19 protein-coding genes are annotated in these 18,764 nt (G+C 67.5%); 12 read left to right on the top strand and 7 right to left on the bottom strand.

Translation table 11 applies throughout. The features are described from left to right. The first annotated feature begins 229 nt into the window (after positions 1–229). From CJ179_RS09795 to CJ179_RS09780, 4 genes are read left to right on the top strand one after another with little or no spacing between them, the layout of a single operon-like run. Positions 230–1,525, top strand: coding sequence for an ABC transporter substrate-binding protein (locus CJ179_RS09795; protein ID WP_095861440.1), 1,296 nt, complete (start codon positions 230–232; stop codon positions 1,523–1,525). Positions 1,526–1,580: 55 nt separating this feature from the next. Next, a complete protein-coding gene (locus CJ179_RS09790) occupies positions 1,581–2,504 on the top strand; it encodes a carbohydrate ABC transporter permease (protein ID WP_005238326.1) in 924 nt (307 codons plus the stop codon). Next, a complete protein-coding gene (locus CJ179_RS09785; protein ID WP_095861294.1) occupies positions 2,504–3,439 on the top strand; it encodes a carbohydrate ABC transporter permease in 936 nt (311 codons plus the stop codon). The genes CJ179_RS09790 and CJ179_RS09785 overlap by 1 nt, the downstream gene beginning before the upstream one ends. Next, positions 3,436–5,688, top strand: coding sequence for an alpha-galactosidase (locus tag CJ179_RS09780; RefSeq protein WP_095861293.1), 2,253 nt, complete (start codon positions 3,436–3,438; stop codon positions 5,686–5,688). Before CJ179_RS09785 ends, CJ179_RS09780 begins: the two co-directional genes overlap by 4 nt. A gap of 194 nt (positions 5,689–5,882) precedes the next feature. Here CJ179_RS09780 and CJ179_RS09775 read toward each other — a convergent pair whose 3' ends face one another. Further along, positions 5,883–6,425: a DinB family protein gene (locus CJ179_RS09775; RefSeq protein WP_072937403.1), complete on the bottom strand. Its 543-nt coding sequence runs from the start codon at positions 6,423–6,425 to the stop codon at positions 5,883–5,885. Positions 6,426–6,630: 205 nt separating this feature from the next. On the opposite strand from CJ179_RS09775, the gene CJ179_RS52645 reads away from it, so the two are divergent. Further along, positions 6,631–6,813 (top strand): hypothetical protein, encoded by a 183-nt coding sequence (locus CJ179_RS52645; protein ID WP_241031513.1) that lies wholly within the window; start codon positions 6,631–6,633, stop codon positions 6,811–6,813. Positions 6,814–6,818: 5 nt separating this feature from the next. Here CJ179_RS52645 and CJ179_RS09765 read toward each other — a convergent pair whose 3' ends face one another. Next, positions 6,819–7,385: a hypothetical protein gene (locus CJ179_RS09765; protein WP_072937402.1), complete on the bottom strand. Its 567-nt coding sequence runs from the start codon at positions 7,383–7,385 to the stop codon at positions 6,819–6,821. Between the two features lie 361 nt (positions 7,386–7,746). Between CJ179_RS09765 and dnaK the strand changes: the two genes are divergently transcribed. The 4 genes from dnaK to CJ179_RS09745 are packed head-to-tail and all read left to right on the top strand — an operon-like array spanning position 7,747 to position 11,855. Continuing rightward, positions 7,747–9,591 carry a molecular chaperone DnaK gene (gene dnaK, locus CJ179_RS09760; RefSeq protein ID WP_072937401.1) on the top strand — a complete coding sequence of 615 codons (1,845 nt, stop codon included), beginning with the start codon at positions 7,747–7,749 and terminating at the stop codon, positions 9,589–9,591. Continuing rightward, the gene (grpE, locus tag CJ179_RS09755; RefSeq protein ID WP_072937400.1) at positions 9,588–10,238 is read left to right on the top strand and encodes a nucleotide exchange factor GrpE; all 651 of its coding nucleotides are present in this window, start codon (positions 9,588–9,590) and stop codon (positions 10,236–10,238) included. The genes dnaK and grpE overlap by 4 nt, the downstream gene beginning before the upstream one ends. Positions 10,239–10,260: 22 nt before the next feature. Then, a complete protein-coding gene (dnaJ, locus tag CJ179_RS09750) occupies positions 10,261–11,448 on the top strand; it encodes a molecular chaperone DnaJ (RefSeq protein WP_095861292.1) in 1,188 nt (395 codons plus the stop codon). Continuing rightward, a complete protein-coding gene (locus tag CJ179_RS09745) occupies positions 11,448–11,855 on the top strand; it encodes a heat shock protein transcriptional repressor HspR (protein WP_072937428.1) in 408 nt (135 codons plus the stop codon). The genes dnaJ and CJ179_RS09745 overlap by 1 nt, the downstream gene beginning before the upstream one ends. Positions 11,856–11,964: 109 nt before the next feature. Here CJ179_RS09745 and CJ179_RS51320 read toward each other — a convergent pair whose 3' ends face one another. Both CJ179_RS51320 and CJ179_RS09740 read right to left on the bottom strand, forming a co-directional pair. Next, positions 11,965–12,111: a hypothetical protein gene (locus CJ179_RS51320; protein ID WP_167372165.1), complete on the bottom strand. Its 147-nt coding sequence runs from the start codon at positions 12,109–12,111 to the stop codon at positions 11,965–11,967. A gap of 47 nt (positions 12,112–12,158) precedes the next feature. Continuing rightward, on the bottom strand, positions 12,159–12,635 hold the full coding sequence (locus CJ179_RS09740) for a hypothetical protein (RefSeq protein WP_072937398.1): 477 nt from the start codon (positions 12,633–12,635) through the stop codon (positions 12,159–12,161). A 263-nt stretch (positions 12,636–12,898) separates the two neighbouring features. Here CJ179_RS09740 and CJ179_RS09735 point away from each other — a divergent pair, with 263 nt between their 5' ends. Together CJ179_RS09735 and CJ179_RS09730 are read left to right on the top strand one after the other, a co-directional pair. Beyond that, the gene (locus CJ179_RS09735) at positions 12,899–13,534 is read left to right on the top strand and encodes a response regulator transcription factor (RefSeq protein WP_072937397.1); all 636 of its coding nucleotides are present in this window, start codon (positions 12,899–12,901) and stop codon (positions 13,532–13,534) included. A gap of 1 nt (position 13,535) precedes the next feature. Next, positions 13,536–14,720 carry a sensor histidine kinase gene (locus CJ179_RS09730; protein WP_095861291.1) on the top strand — a complete coding sequence of 395 codons (1,185 nt, stop codon included), beginning with the start codon at positions 13,536–13,538 and terminating at the stop codon, positions 14,718–14,720. 99 nt (positions 14,721–14,819) lie between these two features. Here the strand turns inward: CJ179_RS09730 and CJ179_RS09725 are convergent, their stop codons facing one another. Genes CJ179_RS09725 through CJ179_RS09715 form a run of 3 tightly spaced genes read right to left on the bottom strand, consistent with a single transcriptional unit; the run spans position 14,820 to position 16,957 of the window. Beyond that, complete coding sequence (locus tag CJ179_RS09725) at positions 14,820–16,001, bottom strand: zinc-dependent alcohol dehydrogenase (protein WP_072937395.1); 1,182 nt, start codon at positions 15,999–16,001, stop codon at positions 14,820–14,822. Further along, a complete protein-coding gene (locus tag CJ179_RS09720; RefSeq protein ID WP_095861290.1) occupies positions 15,998–16,405 on the bottom strand; it encodes a ChaB family protein in 408 nt (135 codons plus the stop codon). Before CJ179_RS09720 ends, CJ179_RS09725 begins: the two co-directional genes overlap by 4 nt. A 57-nt stretch (positions 16,406–16,462) precedes the next feature. Further along, complete coding sequence (locus CJ179_RS09715; RefSeq protein ID WP_072937393.1) at positions 16,463–16,957, bottom strand: CinA family protein; 495 nt, start codon at positions 16,955–16,957, stop codon at positions 16,463–16,465. A 174-nt stretch (positions 16,958–17,131) separates the two neighbouring features. Between CJ179_RS09715 and CJ179_RS09710 the strand changes: the two genes are divergently transcribed. After that, positions 17,132–18,709 (top strand): AMP-binding protein, encoded by a 1,578-nt coding sequence (locus CJ179_RS09710; RefSeq protein WP_072937392.1) that lies wholly within the window; start codon positions 17,132–17,134, stop codon positions 18,707–18,709. Positions 18,710–18,764: the final 55 nt, after the last annotated feature.

The raw sequence follows: 18,764 nt of genomic DNA, 5'->3' as shown, positions 1-18,764 counted from the left end.
TCACAATCTGTCCGATCGATGCTCAAAAGTCAACACGAATGAACATTTTTGCACTTCCGCAGGTGAAAGCACTTCCATCCGGTTGACAATGCGCAGCGCGGCGTGATTTTGTAACGTGCATCACGTAACGGCGTGAGGCGACACCAACGAAATGTGATCGAAGTTGTTCGATTTCGATCAGATGGTGAGCGACTCCGCCCCACCCCGCTACTCGAGCGAAAAGGGCACCATGAACCGAAACGAGCTGCCGCACCCGTGGCAACCCTCCCGGCGCACCTTTCTCAAGGCCGCGCTCGGCGCCGCGGGCGCCCTGTCGACGGCGGGCCTGCTGTCCGGGTGCACGGGCGGCGTAGACCCCCACGTGATCACCCTCGGATCGCGGCTGTCGGACAAGAACGCCAAACTCGGCGTGCAGGACGTCGTCGGGATGTTTCAGCAGCAGTCCGGCGCCGCCGTGCGGATCAACTCCGTCGACTCCACCTCGTTCCAGGAGAATGTCAACAACTACCTGCAGGGCACCCCGGACGACGTCTTCACCTGGATGTCGGGATACCGGATGAAGTACTTCGCCGACAAGGGTCTCGTCGACGACGTCAGCTCGGTGTGGCAAGCGCACGGCAGCGGTTTCAGCGACAGTTTCCGCGAGGCGTCCACCGGAACCGACGGCAGGCAGTATCTGGTCCCGTTCTTCTACTACCCGTGGGCCGTGTTCTACCGTCCCAGTCTTTGGCAGCAGCGCGGCTACGCGCCGCCGAAGACGTTCGACGAATGGGTGGCCCTGTCGAAACGCATGCAGTCGGACGGGCTCACCCCGATCGGATTCGGGGTCCGCGACGGCTGGCCGCCGTTCGGCACGTTCGACTACCTCGATCTGCGCCTCAACGGCGTCGACTTCCACCGCTCCCTGCTCGCCGGCGACGTGAGCTGGACCGACAACCGCGTCCGGTCGGTGTTCGACACCTGGCGTGAGATCCTCCCGTTCCACCAGCCGCAACCGCTGGGCCGCAAGATGTCCGAGGCGCAACAGGCGCTCCTCAACAAGGAAGTCGGGATGCTGGTGGCCGGCATGTTCGTCGCGCAGAGCTTCCCCGCGGGGCCCGACCGGGAGGACCTGGACTTCTTCGCTTTCCCCGAACTCGACTCCGCCGTCGGCACGTCGGCGGTCGAGGCGCCCATGGACGGATTCATGATGCGCAAGGACCCGCGCAACCTCGGCGGCGCGCAGCAGTTCCTCTCCTTCCTCACGAACGCCGACGCCGCCGTCGCGTACGCGAAACAGGATCCCCAGGCGATCCCGGCGCACCGCGACGCCGACCTGTCGAGTTTCCCTCCCCTCGTGCAGAAGTCGGCCGCCCTCGTCCAGGGTGCGGGGTCCATCACCCAGTTCCTCGACCGGGACACCCGCCCCGACTTCGCGTCCGTCGTGATGATCCCCGCGATGCAGCAGTTCCTCGGCAACCCGAACGACGTCGACGGCCTGGTCCGCAGCATCGAGCGGCAGAAGGCGGCGGTGTTCGGGCAATGAGCGCACACGAGAAGACAACGACCACCATCACGGTCCCGACAGGTCAGGTGAATTCATGACCAGCACAGTTCCTCCCCAGGCCGGAACCGAACCCCGGATCCCGGCCCCGAAGATCCGACGCAGCCGCGGCGACCGGTGGACCATCGCCGTCATGCTCGGGCTGCCCGCCGCAATCGTGATCGGGCTGGTGTGGATTCCCACCGTCTTCACGGTGATCCTGTCGTTCGCCCGCTGGGACGGCATCGGCGGCACATCGACCATCGAGTGGATCGGCCCGCAGAACTACGTCGACGCCGTCCAGGCGTACCCACCGTTCCAGCAGGCCCTCCACAACAACGTCCTCTGGCTGGCGTTCCTCTTCGTCTTCCCGACGATCCTCGGCATCTTCCTCGCCGTGCTGCTCGACCGGGGCCTGAAGGGAAGCCGGCTGTACCAGAGCATCTTCTACATCCCCGTGGTGCTGTCGATGGCCCTCGTCGGGTTCGTGTGGCAGTTGATCTACTCCACCGACGGCGGCGTGCTCAACACCATCCTCGGCACGGACGTCGACTGGCTCGGCAACCCCGATGTCAACATCTGGGCCGTCATGGTCGCCGCGAGCTGGCGGCACACCGGCTACATCATGCTGTTGTACTTGGCGGGTCTCAAGGCCATCGACCCGTCGGTGCGCGAAGCCGCCCTCATGGACGGTGCCGGGCCGATCCGCACGTTCTTCCGGATCGTGTTCCCCCTGATGAAACCCACCAACCTGCTGATCATCGTCATCACCGTCATCGAGGCACTGCGCGCCTTCGACCTCGTGTGGGTGATCAACAAGGGCCGCAACGGACTCGAACTGATCTCCGCCCTCGTCACCGCCAACGTCGTGGGAGAAGCGGGCCGCGTCGGATTCGGTTCGGCCCTGGCGACGATCATGCTCGTGATCTCGCTGGTGTTCATAGCCCTCTATCTCTGGATCGTGATGCGGAGCGACGACTGATGACCATGACGACACCCCTCGCCGACCGCAGTGCGCCCGCCGATCGGAGCGGGCCCCGCAACAAGGCCGCGGTGGCCAACCGGCGCCGGCTCAGTGCCGCGCACGCGGCGATGTACCTCCTGCTCACCGCGCTCGCGTTGCTGTGGATCTTCCCGCTGCTCTGGGCGCTCTACAACTCGTTCCGCGACTACGACTACGTCCTCACCCACGGCTACCTGTCCGTCGGCGGATTCACGCTGAGCAACTACACCGAGTCGTGGGAGGTCGGCGGAATCCCGCACTACTTCCTCAACTCGATGATCATCACCATCCCGGCGGTGCTGCTGATCCTGTTCATCGGGTCGATGGTGGCGTTCGTGCTCGCCCGGTTCCCGTGGAAGTTCAACGTGATCATGCTGGCGGTGTTCATCGCGGGCAATCTGCTGCCGCAGCAGACGCTGCTGACCCCGCTGTTCCGCCTGTACAACGCGATTCCGTTGCCGTACTGGATGAGTTCGTCGGGCTCGCTCTACGACAGCTACTGGGGACTGATCCTCGTGCACGTCGCGTTCCAGACCGGGTTCTGCGTGTTCGTGCTGAGCAATTACATGAAGACGGTCCCGCCGGAACTGCTCGAGGCGGCGACGGTCGACGGCGCCGGACTGTTCCGCCAGTACTGGCAGGTGGTGCTCCCACTGTGCCGTCCGGCGCTGGCCGCGCTCGCGACGCTCATGATCACTTGGATTTACAATGACTTTTTCTGGGCGCTGGCGCTGATGGTCAGCGGCGACAAGCTGCCGGTCACCACCGCGCTGCAGAATCTGCAGGGCAGCTTCTTCACCGACACCAACCTGCTCGCCGCCGGATCGGTCCTCGTCGCGTTGCCGACGGTGCTCGTATTCGTCGCGCTGCAGCGGCATTTCGTTTCCGGACTGACGATGGGAGCCAACAAGTGAATGCGACAGTCCCACCGCACGCGTACATCCACCTCACCGCCGGCGGCGTGTCCGTCGTGCTCGACCTCACCGGCGGCAGGTTGCCGGCGATCGTGCACTGGGGTGCGGCGCTCGGCGATCTGAACCTCGCCGACGTCGAGGCCCTGGCGCAGGCGAACATCGAGCCCCCAGCGGGCAACGTGGTCGACCTCCCGGTGCGGCTGTCGATACTCCCCGAACACCACACCGGGTGGGTGGGCAAACCCGGGATCGCGGGCCACCGAGACGGCACCGACTGGTCGCCGCTGTTCACGACCACCACGCTGACTGTCGACGGGGCCGAGCACCGGTCCGGACTCGTCGCAGTCGGTGCCGGTGAGGTCCGGGTCGCCGCACACGACCGGGTGGCCGATCTCGGTCTGGTCCTCGACATCGAACTGCTGCCGAGCGGCCTCCTGCGGGCGCGCGCCGAGGTCACCAACACCGGCAGCTCGTTCTACGTCCTCGACGACCTCCAGCTCGCGTTCCCGGTCCCGCCGCAGGCCCGCGAGATCCTCGACTTCGCAGGCCGGTGGGGGAAGGAACGGACCCCGCAGCGCAGCGAACTGACCGTCGGGATCCACGAGCGCGAGGGGCGGAAGGGACGCACCGGCCCGGACGCCGCGACGGTGCTGTCCGTCGGCGTGCCCGGTTTCGGTTTCGGCAGCGGCGAGGTGTGGGGCGCCCACGTCGCGTTCAGCGGCAACCACCGGCACTACGCCGAACGTCTCTTCACCGGTTTCCAGGTGATCGGCGGCGGAGAACTGCTCCTGCCGGGCGAGATTCGGCTGTCGGACGGCGAAAGCTACGAAACGCCCTGGATCTACGGCGCGTACGGCGACGGACTCGACGCCCAGGCGCATCGCTTCCACGACTACCTCCGGTCGCGGCCCACGCACCCGCGGCGCGCGCGCCCGGTGACGATCAACGTGTGGGAGGCCGTCTACTTCGACCACGACCTGGCCCGGTTGAAAGACCTGGCGGATCGAGCGGCGAAGCTCGGCGTCGAGCGTTACGTGCTCGACGACGGCTGGTTCCGGTACCGGCGCAACGATCTGGCGGGGCTGGGGGACTGGCACGTCGACGAGACGGTGTGGCCGGACGGTCTGCACCCGATCATCGATCATGTGCGTTCGCTCGGCATGGAGTTCGGCCTGTGGTTCGAGCCGGAGATGATCAACCTCGATTCCGACCTCGCGCGGGAGCATCCCGAGTGGATCATGGCGACCGGCGGGCGCACGCCGGTGCCGTCCCGGAACCAGCAGGTGCTCAATCTGGGGATCCCCGAGGCGTACGACCACATCCTGGAGCGGATGTCCGCGATTCTCGGCGAGTACGACATCGCCTACATCAAATGGGACCACAACCGAGACCTGATCGACGCGGGCACCGCTCCGCACGGGCGCGCCGGCGTCCACGATCAGACCCTCGCGACGTACCGGCTGATGGACGAGCTGAAGCGCCGGTTCCCCGGACTGGAGATCGAATCCTGCTCGTCGGGTGGCGCGCGGGTGGACCTCGGCATCCTCGAGCGCACCGACCGCGTCTGGGTCTCGGACTGCATCGATCCGCTCGAACGCCAGCAGATGAACCGGTGGACGATGCAGCTGCTTCCGCCCGAGCTGCTCGGTTCGCACATCGCGTCGGGCATCTCTCACACGACGGGCCGGTACCACCGACTGTCGTTCCGGGCGGGGACGGCGCTGTACGGGCATCTCGGGATCGAGTGGGATCTCGCAACCGCCACCGAAAACGAGAACGCACAGCTCGCCGTGTGGATCGACCTGTACAAGCGGCAGCGGGAACTGCTGCACACGGGAACGATGGTGCGCGCCGACGAGATCGACCCCACCCTGCTGGTCTACGGTGCGGTCGCGGACGACCGGGCGGAGGCACTGTTCTTCCTCGCGTACGTGGGGCGGTCCGACGTGTCGCCGCGGGGCCGGTTCACGTTGCCCGGGCTCGACCCGGACCGACGCTACCGGGTGCGTCCCGTCTTCGCCGGTGAACCGGACGAGGGCCTGAAACCGCCCGCGTGGTTCAACGTGCCACCGAAGCATCAGCCGACCGTCACCACCCCGCCCGGCGGCGGACGAGCCGACGGACTGTCCGCGGGCAGCGAGGTTCCCGGCGTGTCGATGACGGGACGAGCCCTCGCCGTCGTGGGTCTGCAGACACCCGCGTCCTTCCCCGACGACGTGGTCGTGCTCTCCGTCACGGCGGAGGCGTAGCCGCAGAACCAGGTGGGCAACATTCACCCTGGGGGTGGTAGCCGGTGCCCACGCACCGGGGCACCATAGTTCTCACCAGTCGGCGAAACGTTGAACCGCAGGACGTCAGTCAACACCCGAACCCGCCACAGGACGAGAAACACCTCACCGGAACCCGAAGCCGGTGAGGTGTTTTCGTCTGTGCCGCGGGTGGGTCAGAACTCCATGCCCGCGTCGGCGCCCATCTGCATCGTGGTGTTTCCGCCGTCGAGGGATTCCCGGATGATGTCGGCGTGACCGGAGTGGTGGGCGGTCTCCCGGATGATGTGCAGCAGGGTGCGGCGGATCGTCCACCACTGCCGCTCGGGTGCCCAGGGTGCGGTGGGAAGGGGGATGAGCACATCCAGGTCGTCGAGGCCGGCCACGGCGGCCTCCGTCGCGCGGGCCACCTCGGCGTACTCGGCCAGCAGTCCCTCGAGGGTTTCGTCGTCCCGCATGTAGTACTTCTCCATGGCCCACTCCATGTCGAACTCCGCGTTCTCGTCGGGTTCGAGAATGGTTTCGACCCAGTGCTTTTCCGTGTGGGACACGTGCTTGATCAGTCCGCCGAGCGTCAGGTCGCTGACGGTCGAGCGCTGCCGTGCCTGTTCGTCGTCGATGCCGCGGACGGTGATCAACAGGGTGGATCGCTGCTCCTGCAGGATCTGGAGGAGGTCGGCGCGCTCACCGGTGACGGGGGACTTCTGCGAAGTGGTCATGAGAAGAACGATAGAAGCGATTGAGGTCAGAAACGGTCCTCAATTAGCAAGGTCTTCTCAGGGTTTTTCTCGGGGTCCAAGTTGGGTGCCTTCCTGGATGTGCGGAAAGCGGCCGCCGCGAAGGATTCTCGGTATGAACCTCGACTCTCCAAGGCCGGCGCCACGGCCTTCGCGCCGACGCAGATGGCCCCGCGTTCTCGCGGGCATGGTGTCGCCCGTTCTCGTCGCCGTCACGGTGGGAGTCGGCACGGTCGCGTACGCCTCGACCGCCGCCGAGATCGACACCGGCGGGCAGATGGAATCCAGGCGAGCGCTGACGGTTCCCTTACTCGCACCGGACGTCAACGTGCCCGGAACACTTTCCCGGCCACCGACGAGTGCCGAGTGAGAGTCTCAGCGGCTCCGGCGCAGCCACGGAGACACGCCGGGAGCGAACAGGGCGAGCACTCCCACCGCGACGAGGGCGCTGTAGGCGAGCGGCGCCCACTGCAGCACTCCGGCGGTCGCGTCCCCGGCGTCGGACAGCAGGGTCCACAGGCCCACCCCGCCGGCGGCGCTGAGGACGCCGACGACGGCGAGGGTGATCCGGCCCGCCGGTTTCCGGGCGCGCAGGAGTTGTATCCCCAGTAGTCCGAGGAGGATCAGGACGACGGCGATGGCGCCGCTGCCGATCAGCGTGAGGTTCACCGTGTCGGTGATGTCCGTCGCCGAGTCTCCGGGATTGTCCGCGGCGACCGACGCCTCGAGGGCGTCGCGGACGGCGCCGAGGTCGAGCGCGATGGCCCCGGCGATTCCGGCGAGGACGACGAACGACCCCACCCAGGCGGACAGCGACACCGCGACCGCCTTCGGGGTGGCATCGGTGGGGGCGGCACGCAGCGGGGTGACCGCGAACTCCGGACGCGGCGGTACGGGTCGCGGCGGTTCCGGCCGGCGTGGCGGCTGTTCGGGTGTCGTCACGCTGCGATCCTATCGAGCGGCCGCGTGTAGGTTGGCCGACGCGCACGGGCCACGTCGGCGGCGCCGACACAAAATCCGGGCGGCGGCGCCGACACAAAATCCGGGCGGCGGCGCCGACACAAAATCCGGGCGGTGGCGCCGACACAAGGTGCCGAAACAAGATCTGGGCGCCCGGGAACAAATCTTCGCACCCCTCCGTTGAGCCTTACGACAAGGTTGAGCGTGCAAGACTCAAGTTCGAATTGACTCCAGACGGTGTCGGAGTGCAAACTTGAGCGGAGGGCGCTCACTAAGCGCCGACATCGCAGTTCAGTACTGAACAACCTGCCCACAGGACTGCAAAACGAAAGTGAGGAACACTATGGCTCGTGCCGTCGGTATCGACCTCGGTACAACGAACTCGGTCGTGTCTGTACTGGAAGGCGGCGAGCCCGTAGTGGTCGCCAACGCCGAAGGTTCACGCACCACCCCGTCGATCGTCGCCTTCGCCAAGAACGGTGAGGTGCTGGTCGGCCAGCCCGCCAAGAACCAGGCCGTCACGAACGTCGACCGCACCATCCGCTCCGTCAAGCGCCACATCGGCACCGACTGGAACGTGGAGATCGACGGCAAGAAGTACACGCCGCAGGAGATCAGCGCGCGCACGCTCATGAAGCTGAAGCGCGACGCCGAGGCCTACCTGGGCGAGGACATCACGGACGCCGTGATCACCGTCCCCGCGTACTTCGAGGACGCCCAGCGTCAGGCCACCAAGGAAGCCGGCCAGATCGCCGGCCTCAACGTCCTGCGCATCGTCAACGAGCCCACCGCGGCCGCACTGGCCTACGGCCTCGACAAGGGCGACAAGGAACAGACCATCCTGGTCTTCGACCTCGGTGGCGGCACCTTCGACGTCTCGCTGCTCGAGATCGGCGACGGCGTCGTCGAGGTCCGCGCCACGTCCGGCGACAACCACCTCGGTGGTGACGACTGGGACGAGCGCATCGTCACGTGGCTCGTCGACAAGTTCAAGGCTCAGAACGGCATCGATCTGACCAAGGACAAGATGGCCCTGCAGCGTCTCCGTGAGGCTGCCGAGAAGGCGAAGATCGAACTGAGCTCGTCGCAGAGCACGTCGATCAACCTGCCCTACATCACCGTCGACGCGGACAAGAACCCGCTGTTCCTCGACGAGCAGTTGTCCCGCAGCGAATTCCAGAAGATCACGTCCGATCTCCTCGACCGCACCCGGGCGCCGTTCCAGGCCGTGATCAAGGACAGCGGAATCGCCGTCAAGGACATCGACCACGTCGTGCTCGTCGGTGGTTCCACCCGTATGCCCGCCGTCTCCGACCTGGTGCGCGAGCTGACCGGTGGTCGTGAGCCCAACAAGGGCGTCAACCCGGACGAGGTCGTCGCCGTCGGCGCCGCCCTGCAGGCCGGCGTGCTCAAGGGCGAGGTCAAGGACGTGCTGCTCCTCGACGTCACCCCGCTGTCCCTCGGCATCGAGACCAAGGGTGGCGTGATGACCAAGCTCATCGAGCGAAACACCACCATCCCGACCAAGCGGTCCGAGACCTTCACCACGGCTGACGACAACCAGCCCTCGGTGCAGATCCAGGTGTTCCAGGGTGAGCGCGAGATCGCCTCGCACAACAAGCTGCTCGGCTCGTTCGAGCTGGCCGACCTGCCGCCCGCCCCGCGTGGCGTGCCGCAGATCGAGGTCACCTTCGACATCGACGCCAACGGCATCGTGCACGTGACCGCGAAGGACAAGGGCACGGGCAAGGAGAACACGATCAAGATCCAGGACGGCTCCGGTCTGTCCAAGGAAGAGATCGAGCGGATGGTCAAGGACGCCGAGGCGCACGCCGAGGAAGACAAGGCCCGCCGTGAGGAGGCCGAGGTGCGCAACCAGGCCGAGTCGCTGGTGCACCAGACCGAGAAGTTCATCAAGGACAACGAGGACAAGGTGCCCGCCGACGTCAAGGAGAAGGTCGAGGCTGCCATCAAGGAAGCCAACGACGCTCTCGCAGGCACCGACATCGCGGCCGTCAAGACTGCGGTCGAGAAGCTGGCCACCGAGTCGCAGGCCCTCGGCCAGGCGATCTACGAGGCCAGTGCCGCCGAGGAAGCCGCCAACACCGACGGCTCCGGCGCGAGCGGTGCCGATGACGTCGTCGACGCCGAGGTCGTGGACGAGCCGTCCGACGCGGAGAAGAAGTGACGTCCGACAACACCGAGCAGGAACCGGTCACTTTCGTGGACAAGCGGAAGATCGACCCCGAGACCGGTCTCACACGGGACGCGGAACCGGTAGTGGAGCCCCTCGCGGGCGCCGCTGCCGCTCCGCAGCCCGGCTCGGTGGACGAAGGGGCCCTGTCGGAGACGGCGGCACCGGAGACGGACGAGTTGGCGGAGCGCACCGCCGACCTGCAGCGACTGCAGGCGGAGTACGCGAACTACCGTCGCCGCGTCCAGCGCGACAAGCAGGCCGACATCGCGAACGCGAAAGCGTCCGTCGTCGGTGAGCTCATCGCGGTGCTGGACGACCTCGACCGCGCCCGCAGCCACGGCGACCTCGACTCGGGGCCGCTGAAGGGTGTGGCGGACAAGCTCACCGGCACCCTCACCTCGCTCGGTCTGAGCGAGTTCGGTGCCGAGGGCGACGCATTCGACCCGGCGCTGCACGAGGCAGTGCAGCACGAGGGCGAGGGTCACGACCCCGTTCTCGGCACGGTGATGCGAAAGGGCTACAAATTCGGTGATCGCGTCCTGCGGCATGCGATGGTAGCTGTGATCGACCGCGCCGGCGATGCCGACGCGAACACCCCCGACGGGGCGGCGAAGCCCGCCGCGTCGGAACAAGAGTAAGAGCGAGAGGAGGAGACGCCCAGTGAGCCAGCGGGAGTGGATCGAAAAGGACTTCTACAAGGAGCTGGGCGTCTCGTCCAACGCATCCGCGGACGAGATCAAGAAGGCGTACCGCAAGCTCGCCCGCGACCTGCACCCCGACGCGAACCCCGGCGACACGAAGGCCGAGGAGCGTTTCAAGTCCGTCAGCGAAGCACACGCCGTGCTGTCCGATCCGGCCAAGCGCAAGGAATACGACGAGGCCCGTCGGCTGTTCGCGAGCGGCGGCTTCGGTCAGGGCGGCGGCGGATTCAACCCCGGAGCCGGCGGTTTCGGCCAGGGCGGATTCGACATCAACGACCTGTTCGGCGGCGGCGGCGCGGCGGCCGGTGACGGCGGCCTCGGCGACATCTTCGGCGGCCTGTTCAATCGGGGCGCCGGCGCCGGTGGCGGAGCAACCCGCACCACCAACCGTCCCCGCCGGGGCAGCGACGTCGAGACGGAGACGACCCTCGAATTCCGCGAGGCCACGCTGGGTGTAACGGTTCCGCTGCGGCTGACCAGCCCGTCGCCGTGCACCACCTGCCACGGCAGCGGCGCCAAGCCGGGCACCAGCCCGCGAGTCTGCCCGCGCTGCAACGGGACCGGGATCGTCAGCCGCAACCAGGGCGCGTTCGGGTTCAGTGAGCCGTGCGACGACTGCCGCGGCACCGGATCCATCATCGACTCGCCGTGCGAGGTGTGCCACGGCAACGGCGTCACCAACCGGACCCGCACCATCACCGTCCGCGTCCCCGCGGGTGTCAGTGACGGACAGAAGATCCGGCTGGCAGGCCAGGGCGAGGCGGGCCTGCGCGGCGCGCCGTCCGGCGACCTGTTCGTGACGGTCCGGGTGCGTCCCGACAAGGTGTTCGGCCGCAACGGCGACGACCTCACCCTCGTCGTCCCCGTCAGTTACGGTGAGCTCGTGCTCGGAACCACCGTCTCCGTCCCCACCTTGGAGGGTCGGGTCGGTGTGAAGATTCCGGCGGGCACGGCCGACGGCCGGATCCTGCGCGTACGCGGTCGGGGAGTCCCTAAGCGTGCCGGTGGCGCCGGTGACCTGCTGGTCACGGTCAAGGTCGCGGTTCCGCAGAAGCTCGACGACCCGGCTACCGAAGCACTGAAGACCTATCTGGAAGCAGAGAAGGCCAGCGGATTCGATCCGAGGGCCGGGTGGGCTGGTGCCTGATGAGCGACACGACCGGGGATCCACGCGAAACCGCCGTTGATCCGGATGCCCAGATCTTCGTGATCTCGGTGGCCGCGGAACTCGCGGGCATGCACGCCCAGACATTGCGCAACTACGACCGGCTCGGGCTCGTCACCCCGCACCGCACATCCGGTGGCGGGCGACGCTACTCGCCGCGGGATGTGGCGTTGCTCCGCGAGGTGCAGCGCCTCTCCCAGGACGAGGGTGTCAATCTCGCCGGGATCAAGCGGATCATCGAACTCACCAACCAGGTGGAGGCTCTGCAGCACCGGGTTCGCGAGCTGGCGGAGGAGATCTCGAAGGTCCACGCCGGCTACCGGCGCGACCTCGTGCCGATTCCGCGGAGCAACGCGCTCGTCGTGTGGAAGCCGCGGCACCAGCGCTGACCGGGCGTTCCGCCGTGTGAACCGGAACCGATGTCGCACTGATCCTGTCGGAGTGGATCAGTGCGACATCGTGCCCCCGGCCCCCGGCCCGCGGCCCCCGGCCCCCGGCTTATCGGTCGCGGCTGCCCCAGCGGGGCCCGCGGCGGGTGTGTGAGCGTGGAATGTCCATCTGCTCGAGTCGTGCCTTGATCTCCTCGGTGCTCCACAGTGCCTTGGAGACGGTGGGTGTGGGGGTGGGGGTGACGTGCATGATCATGGTCTCGGTCTTTCGGCGAGTGTTCGGTGGATGGTTGTGGTCGTCGATCAGGGCTGTCCGTACAGGTGGTAGCCGGCGTTCATGTTCGGGTAGCCCGAGTCGATCCAGCTGCTGATGCCGTAGCCGTGGCCGAAGTTGCCGTCGATGCGGGTCCCGTCCACGTCGGTCATGTTGTTGTAGTTGTCGGCGCGGAACACGGCCTGCGCACCACCGGGCAGCGCGTAGGTGGCGTCCACCTCGACGCCGTTCGGGTCGTTGGAGTATGCCTTCACGATCTGGCTGCTGTGCGGGGCGAGGTAGTCCGACGGCGCCTGCATCCACTGCCCGTACGGGTTCGACGATCCGGCGAGAACCATCGGCAGGTCGGTGTCGTTGCTGATCGTCATCGCGATCGTCGGTCCCGACGTCGGCATCGTGCCTGCGGTGGCGACTCCGGCGGCCGCGACGGCGAATCCGGTGACGGCCAGTGCGGTGGCGGGCAGTGCGATGAAGAGGGCGACGCGGCGGCGGGCGTTGGTGCGCATGATGGCTTCTCCTGAGTTGTGGCTCTGAGGGGGAACGTCTGGGGCCGTGGGGGTTTCGTTTTCCGATCTCCCCGTTTTCCGGTGTGCACCAACTATGTCGCGAATGCGCGCCGCAGTCTGTCCACCGACAGGACCGAGGGCGGGATGAATCCGGTGTCCCCCGATCGGGGGACACCGGCGCCGCGAAGTGCTCCGCGCGGGCCCGCTCACGTGAGAAAGTGAGCAATGGACTTCGCCGGAGTCGACACGGATCGGACCGCGCCGTGACCGCCGTGCGGGTCGTGGTGGGCGACGACCACCCGATCTTCCGGGACGGTGTCGTCCGTGCCCTCCTCGCCAGCGGCGACATCGAGGTGGTCGGTGAGGCGGACGACGGTGCGGCGGCGCTCGCCCTGATCCGCGAACTCGCCCCCGACGTCGCGCTCCTCGACTACCGGATGCCGGAACTGGACGGTTCGCAGGTGGCGGCGGCCGTGCGGCGTGCCGAACTCGCCACCCGTGTGCTGCTGTTGTCGGCGCACGACGAGTCCGCGATCGTCTACCACGCGTTGCAGGAGGGGGCGGCGGGATTCCTGCCGAAGGAGTCGACGCGGGCGGAGATCGTGAAGGCCGTCCTCGACTGCGCTCAGGGACGCGACGTCCTGCCCGCCTCCCTCGCCGTCGGGCTGGCCGGCGAGGTGCGGCGCCGCAGCGAACCGGTCGGGCCGGTGCTGAGCGGCCGGGAGAAGGAGGTGCTGGCGCTCATCGCGCGCGGCCAGAGCATCCCCACGATCGCCGGCGAGCTGTACCTGGCGCCGTCGACGGTCAAGACCCACGTCCAGCGGCTGTACGAGAAACTCGGGGTGAGCGACCGCGCGGCCGCCGTGGCCGAGGCGATGCGACGCGGTTTGCTGGAGTGACGTGCGCGAGACGTCGCAGAGTCGCGTAGTCCGCCGCTACACCACCGAGGCGGTCCGGGTGACCGCCATTCTCCGGTTACCGCTGATCGGGCTGATGGCGCTGCTCGGGCCGGTGATCAGCGTGACGCACTGGCAGCCCGACGTGTTCGCGGGGCTGCTGATCGGATATGCGCTGCTCTCGGCCGGCTGGCTGATCTTCGTCCTCGTCCGGGACGTCGGACCGTGGGCGGGCTGGGTGTCCACCGCCGCGGACGTCTCCGCGGTGGTGGCGTTGTGCATCGCGTCGGGCGGCGCGACGTCGGTGCTGTTGCCGGTGTTCTTCCTGCTGCCGATCTCGGTGGCGTTCCAGTACCGGCCGCGGCTGACGGCGATCGTCGGGGTCTGCACCGCCGTCGGGTACCAGGTGGTGTGGATCGTCTACTCGAAACGCGACGACCTCGTGGGTTTCCCCGACGAGGTGTACCTCTACTTCGGGTTCCTGTTGTGGCTCGCGGCCGCGACGACGGCGTTGTCGTACGTGCTGGTGCGGCGTTCCGCGACGGTCATCTCGCTGATGGATGTGCGCAGGCAGCTGATCGCGGAATCGATGGGCGCCGAGGAGCGTGAGCGGCGGCAACTCGCCGAGCACCTCCACGACGGGCCCCTGCAGAATGTTCTCGCGGCGCGGCTGGACGTGGAGGAGGCGCTGGAGCGGCACCCGGACGCGCAGCTCGACGCCGCCGAATCCGCGCTCCGCGAGACCGCGGCGCAACTGCGTTCGACCGTCACCACCCTGCATCCGCAGGTACTCGCGCAGCTGGGCCTGACCGCGGCGCTGCGGGAACTCGCGGACCTGTTCTCCCGGCGCGGTGAGATCGAGATGTCGGTGAGCCTCGACGACGTCGGTCACCCCGACTGTCAGGAGCTGCTCTACCGGGTGGCGCGGGAACTGCTCACCAACGTCACCAAACACGCCGGTGCCACGAAGGTCGAACTCGCACTCACCCGCGCCGGCGGGCAGACCACGTTGACGGTCGCCGACGACGGCACCGGATTCGATCCCGCCGTCGTCCCGGAACGGGTGGCGCAGGGACACATCGGACTGGCGTCGCACATCGTGCGGGTCGAGAGTCTCGGCGGCACCTTCGACGTCACGTCCTCGCCCGGATCGGGCACCCGGGTGGTGGTGACGGTCCCGGATCCCTGACGATGACGCCCGCCGAGTTCACTGCGGGTGGCGGCCCTCGGCGAATTCCTCGACGATCTTCGCGCAGAACGCTGGGCAATTCCTTTCGACGAGAAGGTGTTACGGCTTCAGGAGGATCTTCACCGCGCCGTCCTGCTTCTTCTGGAAGATCTCGTACGCGTGCGGTGCGTGGTCCAGGGGCAGTTCGTGAGTGGCGAACGTGTCCACACCCAGAGGGTCGGCGTCGGTGAGTAGCGGCAGGATCTCCGGGGCCCACCGCTTGACGTTGGCCTGCCCCATGTGCAGCTGAATCTGCTTGTCGAACAACGTGAGCATCGGGATCGGGTCGGCCATCCCGCCGTACACCCCGCTGAGCGAGATGGTGCCGCCGCGCCGCACGATGTCGATGGCCGAGTACAGGGCGTGCAGGCGGTCGATTCCCGCCGTCGACATCAGCCGGGCCGCGACGGCGTCGGGAAGGAACGAGGTGACCTGTTGCAGGAGTTTCGCGGTGGGGGAGCCGTGCGCCTCCATGCCGACGGCGTCGATGACGGAATCGGGACCGCGGCCGTGGGTCATGTCGCGGATCACGCCGCCGAGTTCGCTCCCGGCGTCGTTCAGGTCGACCGTCTCGATCTGCCGCGCCTTCGCGCGGGCGAGCCGCTCGGGCACGAGGTCCACGCCGATGACACGAAAACCCTTGTGCGCGGCGATGCGTGCCGCCATGTCGCCGATCGGTCCCAGCCCGAGAACGACGACGGAGCCGCCCTCGGGCACGTTCGCGTATTCGACGGCCTGCCATGCCGTCGGCAGCACGTCGGACAGGTACACGAACCGCGAGTCCGGTGGGCCCTCCGGGACCTTGATGTGGGTGTTCTTCACGTGCGGCACCCGGAGATACTGGGCCTGGCCGCCGGGGACGCTCCCGTACAGCTTCGAGTACCCGAACAGTGCGGCACCCATGCCCTCGTCCCGGATCTGCGTGACCTCGCACTGGGTGAACAGTTTCCGGTCGCACATGTGGCAACTGCCGCAGGATATCTGGAACGGGATGACCACCCGGTCACCGACCTTCACGTCTGTCACCTCGGACCCCACCTCGCGGACGATGCCCATCGGCTCGTGCCCGAGGATGTCGCCCTCGCTCATGAACGCGCCGAGCACCTCGTACAGGTGCAGGTCGGAACCGCAGATGTTGGTGGTGGTGATCTCGACGATCGCGTCCGTCTTCTGTTCGATCACCGGGTCGGGCACGGTGTCGACGCTGACCTTCCGCCTGCCCTGCCAGGTGACGGCTTTCATCGCGCTCTCCGGTTCGCCTTCACGAGGGCCTCGACGAGTTCGTCCTTGGTCATGGTCGAGCGGCCGTGGATGTCGAGTCGCTGCGCGAGGTGCATCAGGTGCTCCTTGCTCGCGTTGGCGTCGACGCCCTCGGCGGTCTCGCCGGACGGGTTCGGGCCGCCGCTCTCCGCACGTTCGTCGGAGGGGCCCTTCTCGGCCTTGGCCTCCCAGTGGTCGCCGACCTTCTCGTAGCTGTGTTTGAGTGCGTCGAACGCGACGCGATGCGCTCGTTCCTCGTCCCCGTACTGGTCCATCGCGGAGTCGTAGACCTTGGTGAACGTGCGCTGCGCCTTGTCGGACGACTTCTTCAGGGTCTCGGGGAGTTCGCTCTTCTTCGGCTTGCCGCTCTCGGTGGTCTTCGGCACGGAATCCTCCTCGGGTGTGGCGGTGCCCTCGCGGACGATTACCCGGCTCCCGGAGATTTACGCGACGGGCGGAGGCACGCGGCCGGGCACCGAGGCCAGCGCCTGCTCGAGCAGGCCCAGTGCGTGTTCGGTCGTGGCGGTCACGACGTCCTGCGGTTCGCCGTCGAAGTGTCGCATCTCGGTGTCGATGCGGCCGTGGGCGAAGAGTCCGAACCAGACGGTGCCCGGCGGTTGCCCGTCCTGGGGGTCGGGGCCGCCCGCGCCGGTCACCGCGACGGCGACGTCGGCTCCGAGCAGTTCCGCGACCGCCCCCGCCATCGCGCGGGCGCTGGCCTCGCTGACGACGGGACCCTCCGGCACCTTCAGCACCCGGTGTTTCACCTCGCTGGAATAGGCGACCACGCTGCCCCGGTACCAGTCGGAGGACGCGGGTGCGGCGCCGAGAAGGCACGAGATCTGCCCGCCGGTGAGGGATTCCGCCGTCGCGAGGAAGACGCGCGCGCTCCGGGCCGCCGTCGAGATCCGTTCGGCAACCCGATCCTGCGGAGTCATGGACCTCACGTTATCGGACGTGCCCCCGCCGGGAGGGGCGGTCGGCACCCGCAACGGGAGTGGAACAGGTTTCAGTTTTGCCGGTTTCCGGTTAGGGTGTCGGTGACCCAGGACACAGAAAATCCAGGCCGCCGGACGACGCACCCCGGCCTCGCGGGAGTAGAAGGATCACAGATGACCGACGAGTTCGCAGATCTGCATCGACCCGCCTTCGCTGCAGACCTCCTCATCACTGCGCTGGACCGCAATTCCGACAAGCCGGCGCTCTACCTCGGCGACGTCGTTCTCACCGGCGGTGAGATGCGCGATCAGATCAGTTGCTTTGCGCAGGCACTGGCTTCGCTCGGGATCGGCAAGGGGACGAGCACCGCCATGCTGTCCAAGAACCGGCCCGAAGTGCTCATCAGCATGGGCGCCACCATGATCTCCGGATGCCGCGCCAGCGCCCTGAACCCGATGGGCTCGCTCGACGACCACCTCTACATCGTCGGCGACGCCGGGATCCAGACCCTGATCTTCGATCCCACCGCCTTCGAGGGGCGCGCCGCCGAACTGGTGGCGCAGTCGCAGTCGATCGAGAACGTGTTGTCGTTGGGGCCGTCCGAGGTGGGCACCGACATCCTGGCGCTCGCCGAGACGTTCACCCCGCAACGCCTGCGGGCGGCGGACGTGGCCGCCGACGACAACAGCAGCATGGTCTACACCGGCGGCACGACCGGTAAGCCGAAGGGCGTCGTCGGCTCCTACCAGTCCGGCGCGACACTCAACCAGATCCAGATGGCCGAATGGCAGTGGCCCGACGAGCCGCGCTTCCTCATCTGCACGCCGCTGTCGCACGCGGGCGCCGCCTTCTTCATTCCCACCCTGCTGCGTGGTGGCGCGCTGATCGTGTTGCCCGCGTTCGAACCCGGCGCGGTCCTCGAGGCGATCGAGAAGCACAAGATCTCCGCGACGATGCTCGTCCCCACCATGATCTACCTGCTGATGGACCATCCCGACCTGCCGAAGCGGGACGTGTCCAGCCTGCAGACGCTGTTCTACGGCGCGTCGGCGATGTCGCCTGCCCGGCTGAAGGAGGGCATCGAGAAGTTCGGACAGATCTTCTTCCAGTTCTACGGGCAGACCGAATGCGGAATGACCATCGCGGTGCTGCGGAAGGAGGAGCACCTGCCGGACGACCCCAGCCGCCTCGCGACGTGCGGACGCCCCGTGCCCTGGCTGAACGTGGCGCTGCTCGACGACGACCTCAACGAGGTCCCGCAGGGTGAACTCGGCGAGATCTGCGTCCGCGGCCCCCTGGTCATGAAGGGGTACTGGAACAAGCCCGCCGAGACCGCCGAGGCGTTCCGCGGCGGATGGCTGCACACGGGCGACGTCGCGCGCAAGGACAAGGACGGTTTCATGACGATCGTCGACCGCAAGAAGGACATGATCGTCACCGGCGGATTCAACGTGTTCCCCCGGGAGATCGAGGACGTCATCTCGGCGCACCCCGCCGTCGGCTCGGTCGCGGTGGTCGGCGTTCCGGACGAGAAGTGGGGCGAGGCCGTCAAGGCGTGCGTGGTGCTGCGGGCGGGACGGACGGTGGAGGCCGCCGAACTCGTCGAACGGGTGCGGGCCGCGAAGGGGTCGGTGCACGCCCCCAAGTCGATCGATTTCGTCGACACCCTGCCCCTGACCCCGCTGGGCAAACTGGACAAGAAGGCGCTGCGCTCCCGGTACTGGGAAAGTGCAGACCGAGCGGTCGGATAGCACGACCGGGTCGAGAAACAAGGGACCTGGTCTGCGGCGTGGTGCCCGCGCCTAT

It is taken from the genome of Rhodococcus sp. ACS1 (genome assembly GCF_002300155.1).
Taxonomy (GTDB): domain Bacteria; phylum Actinomycetota; class Actinomycetes; order Mycobacteriales; family Mycobacteriaceae; genus Rhodococcus_F; species Rhodococcus_F koreensis.
The sequence above is the reverse complement of the archived record's forward strand: the minus strand, read 5'-3'. Positions and strand labels throughout refer to the sequence as shown.

What these genes read in the sequence shown, in the direction of transcription:
- CJ179_RS09795 (WP_095861440.1), top strand. Translation starts at nt 230, where the DNA reads ATGAACCGAAACGAGCTGCCGCACCCGTGGCAACCCTCCCGGCGCACC.
- CJ179_RS09790 (WP_005238326.1), top strand. Translation starts at nt 1,581, where the DNA reads ATGACCAGCACAGTTCCTCCCCAGGCCGGAACCGAACCCCGGATCCCG.
- CJ179_RS09785 (WP_095861294.1), top strand. Translation starts at nt 2,504, where the DNA reads ATGACCATGACGACACCCCTCGCCGACCGCAGTGCGCCCGCCGATCGG.
- CJ179_RS09775 (WP_072937403.1), bottom strand. Translation starts at nt 6,425, where the DNA reads ATGACCACTTCGCAGAAGTCCCCCGTCACCGGTGAGCGCGCCGACCTC.
- CJ179_RS52645 (WP_241031513.1), top strand. Translation starts at nt 6,631, where the DNA reads ATGGTGTCGCCCGTTCTCGTCGCCGTCACGGTGGGAGTCGGCACGGTC.
- dnaK (WP_072937401.1), top strand. Translation starts at nt 7,747, where the DNA reads ATGGCTCGTGCCGTCGGTATCGACCTCGGTACAACGAACTCGGTCGTG.
- CJ179_RS09745 (WP_072937428.1), top strand. Translation starts at nt 11,448, where the DNA reads ATGAGCGACACGACCGGGGATCCACGCGAAACCGCCGTTGATCCGGAT.
- CJ179_RS51320 (WP_167372165.1), bottom strand. Translation starts at nt 12,111, where the DNA reads ATGATCATGCACGTCACCCCCACCCCCACACCCACCGTCTCCAAGGCA.
- CJ179_RS09740 (WP_072937398.1), bottom strand. Translation starts at nt 12,635, where the DNA reads ATGCGCACCAACGCCCGCCGCCGCGTCGCCCTCTTCATCGCACTGCCC.
- CJ179_RS09725 (WP_072937395.1), bottom strand. Translation starts at nt 16,001, where the DNA reads ATGAAAGCCGTCACCTGGCAGGGCAGGCGGAAGGTCAGCGTCGACACC.
- CJ179_RS09715 (WP_072937393.1), bottom strand. Translation starts at nt 16,957, where the DNA reads ATGACTCCGCAGGATCGGGTTGCCGAACGGATCTCGACGGCGGCCCGG.
- CJ179_RS09710 (WP_072937392.1), top strand. Translation starts at nt 17,132, where the DNA reads ATGACCGACGAGTTCGCAGATCTGCATCGACCCGCCTTCGCTGCAGAC.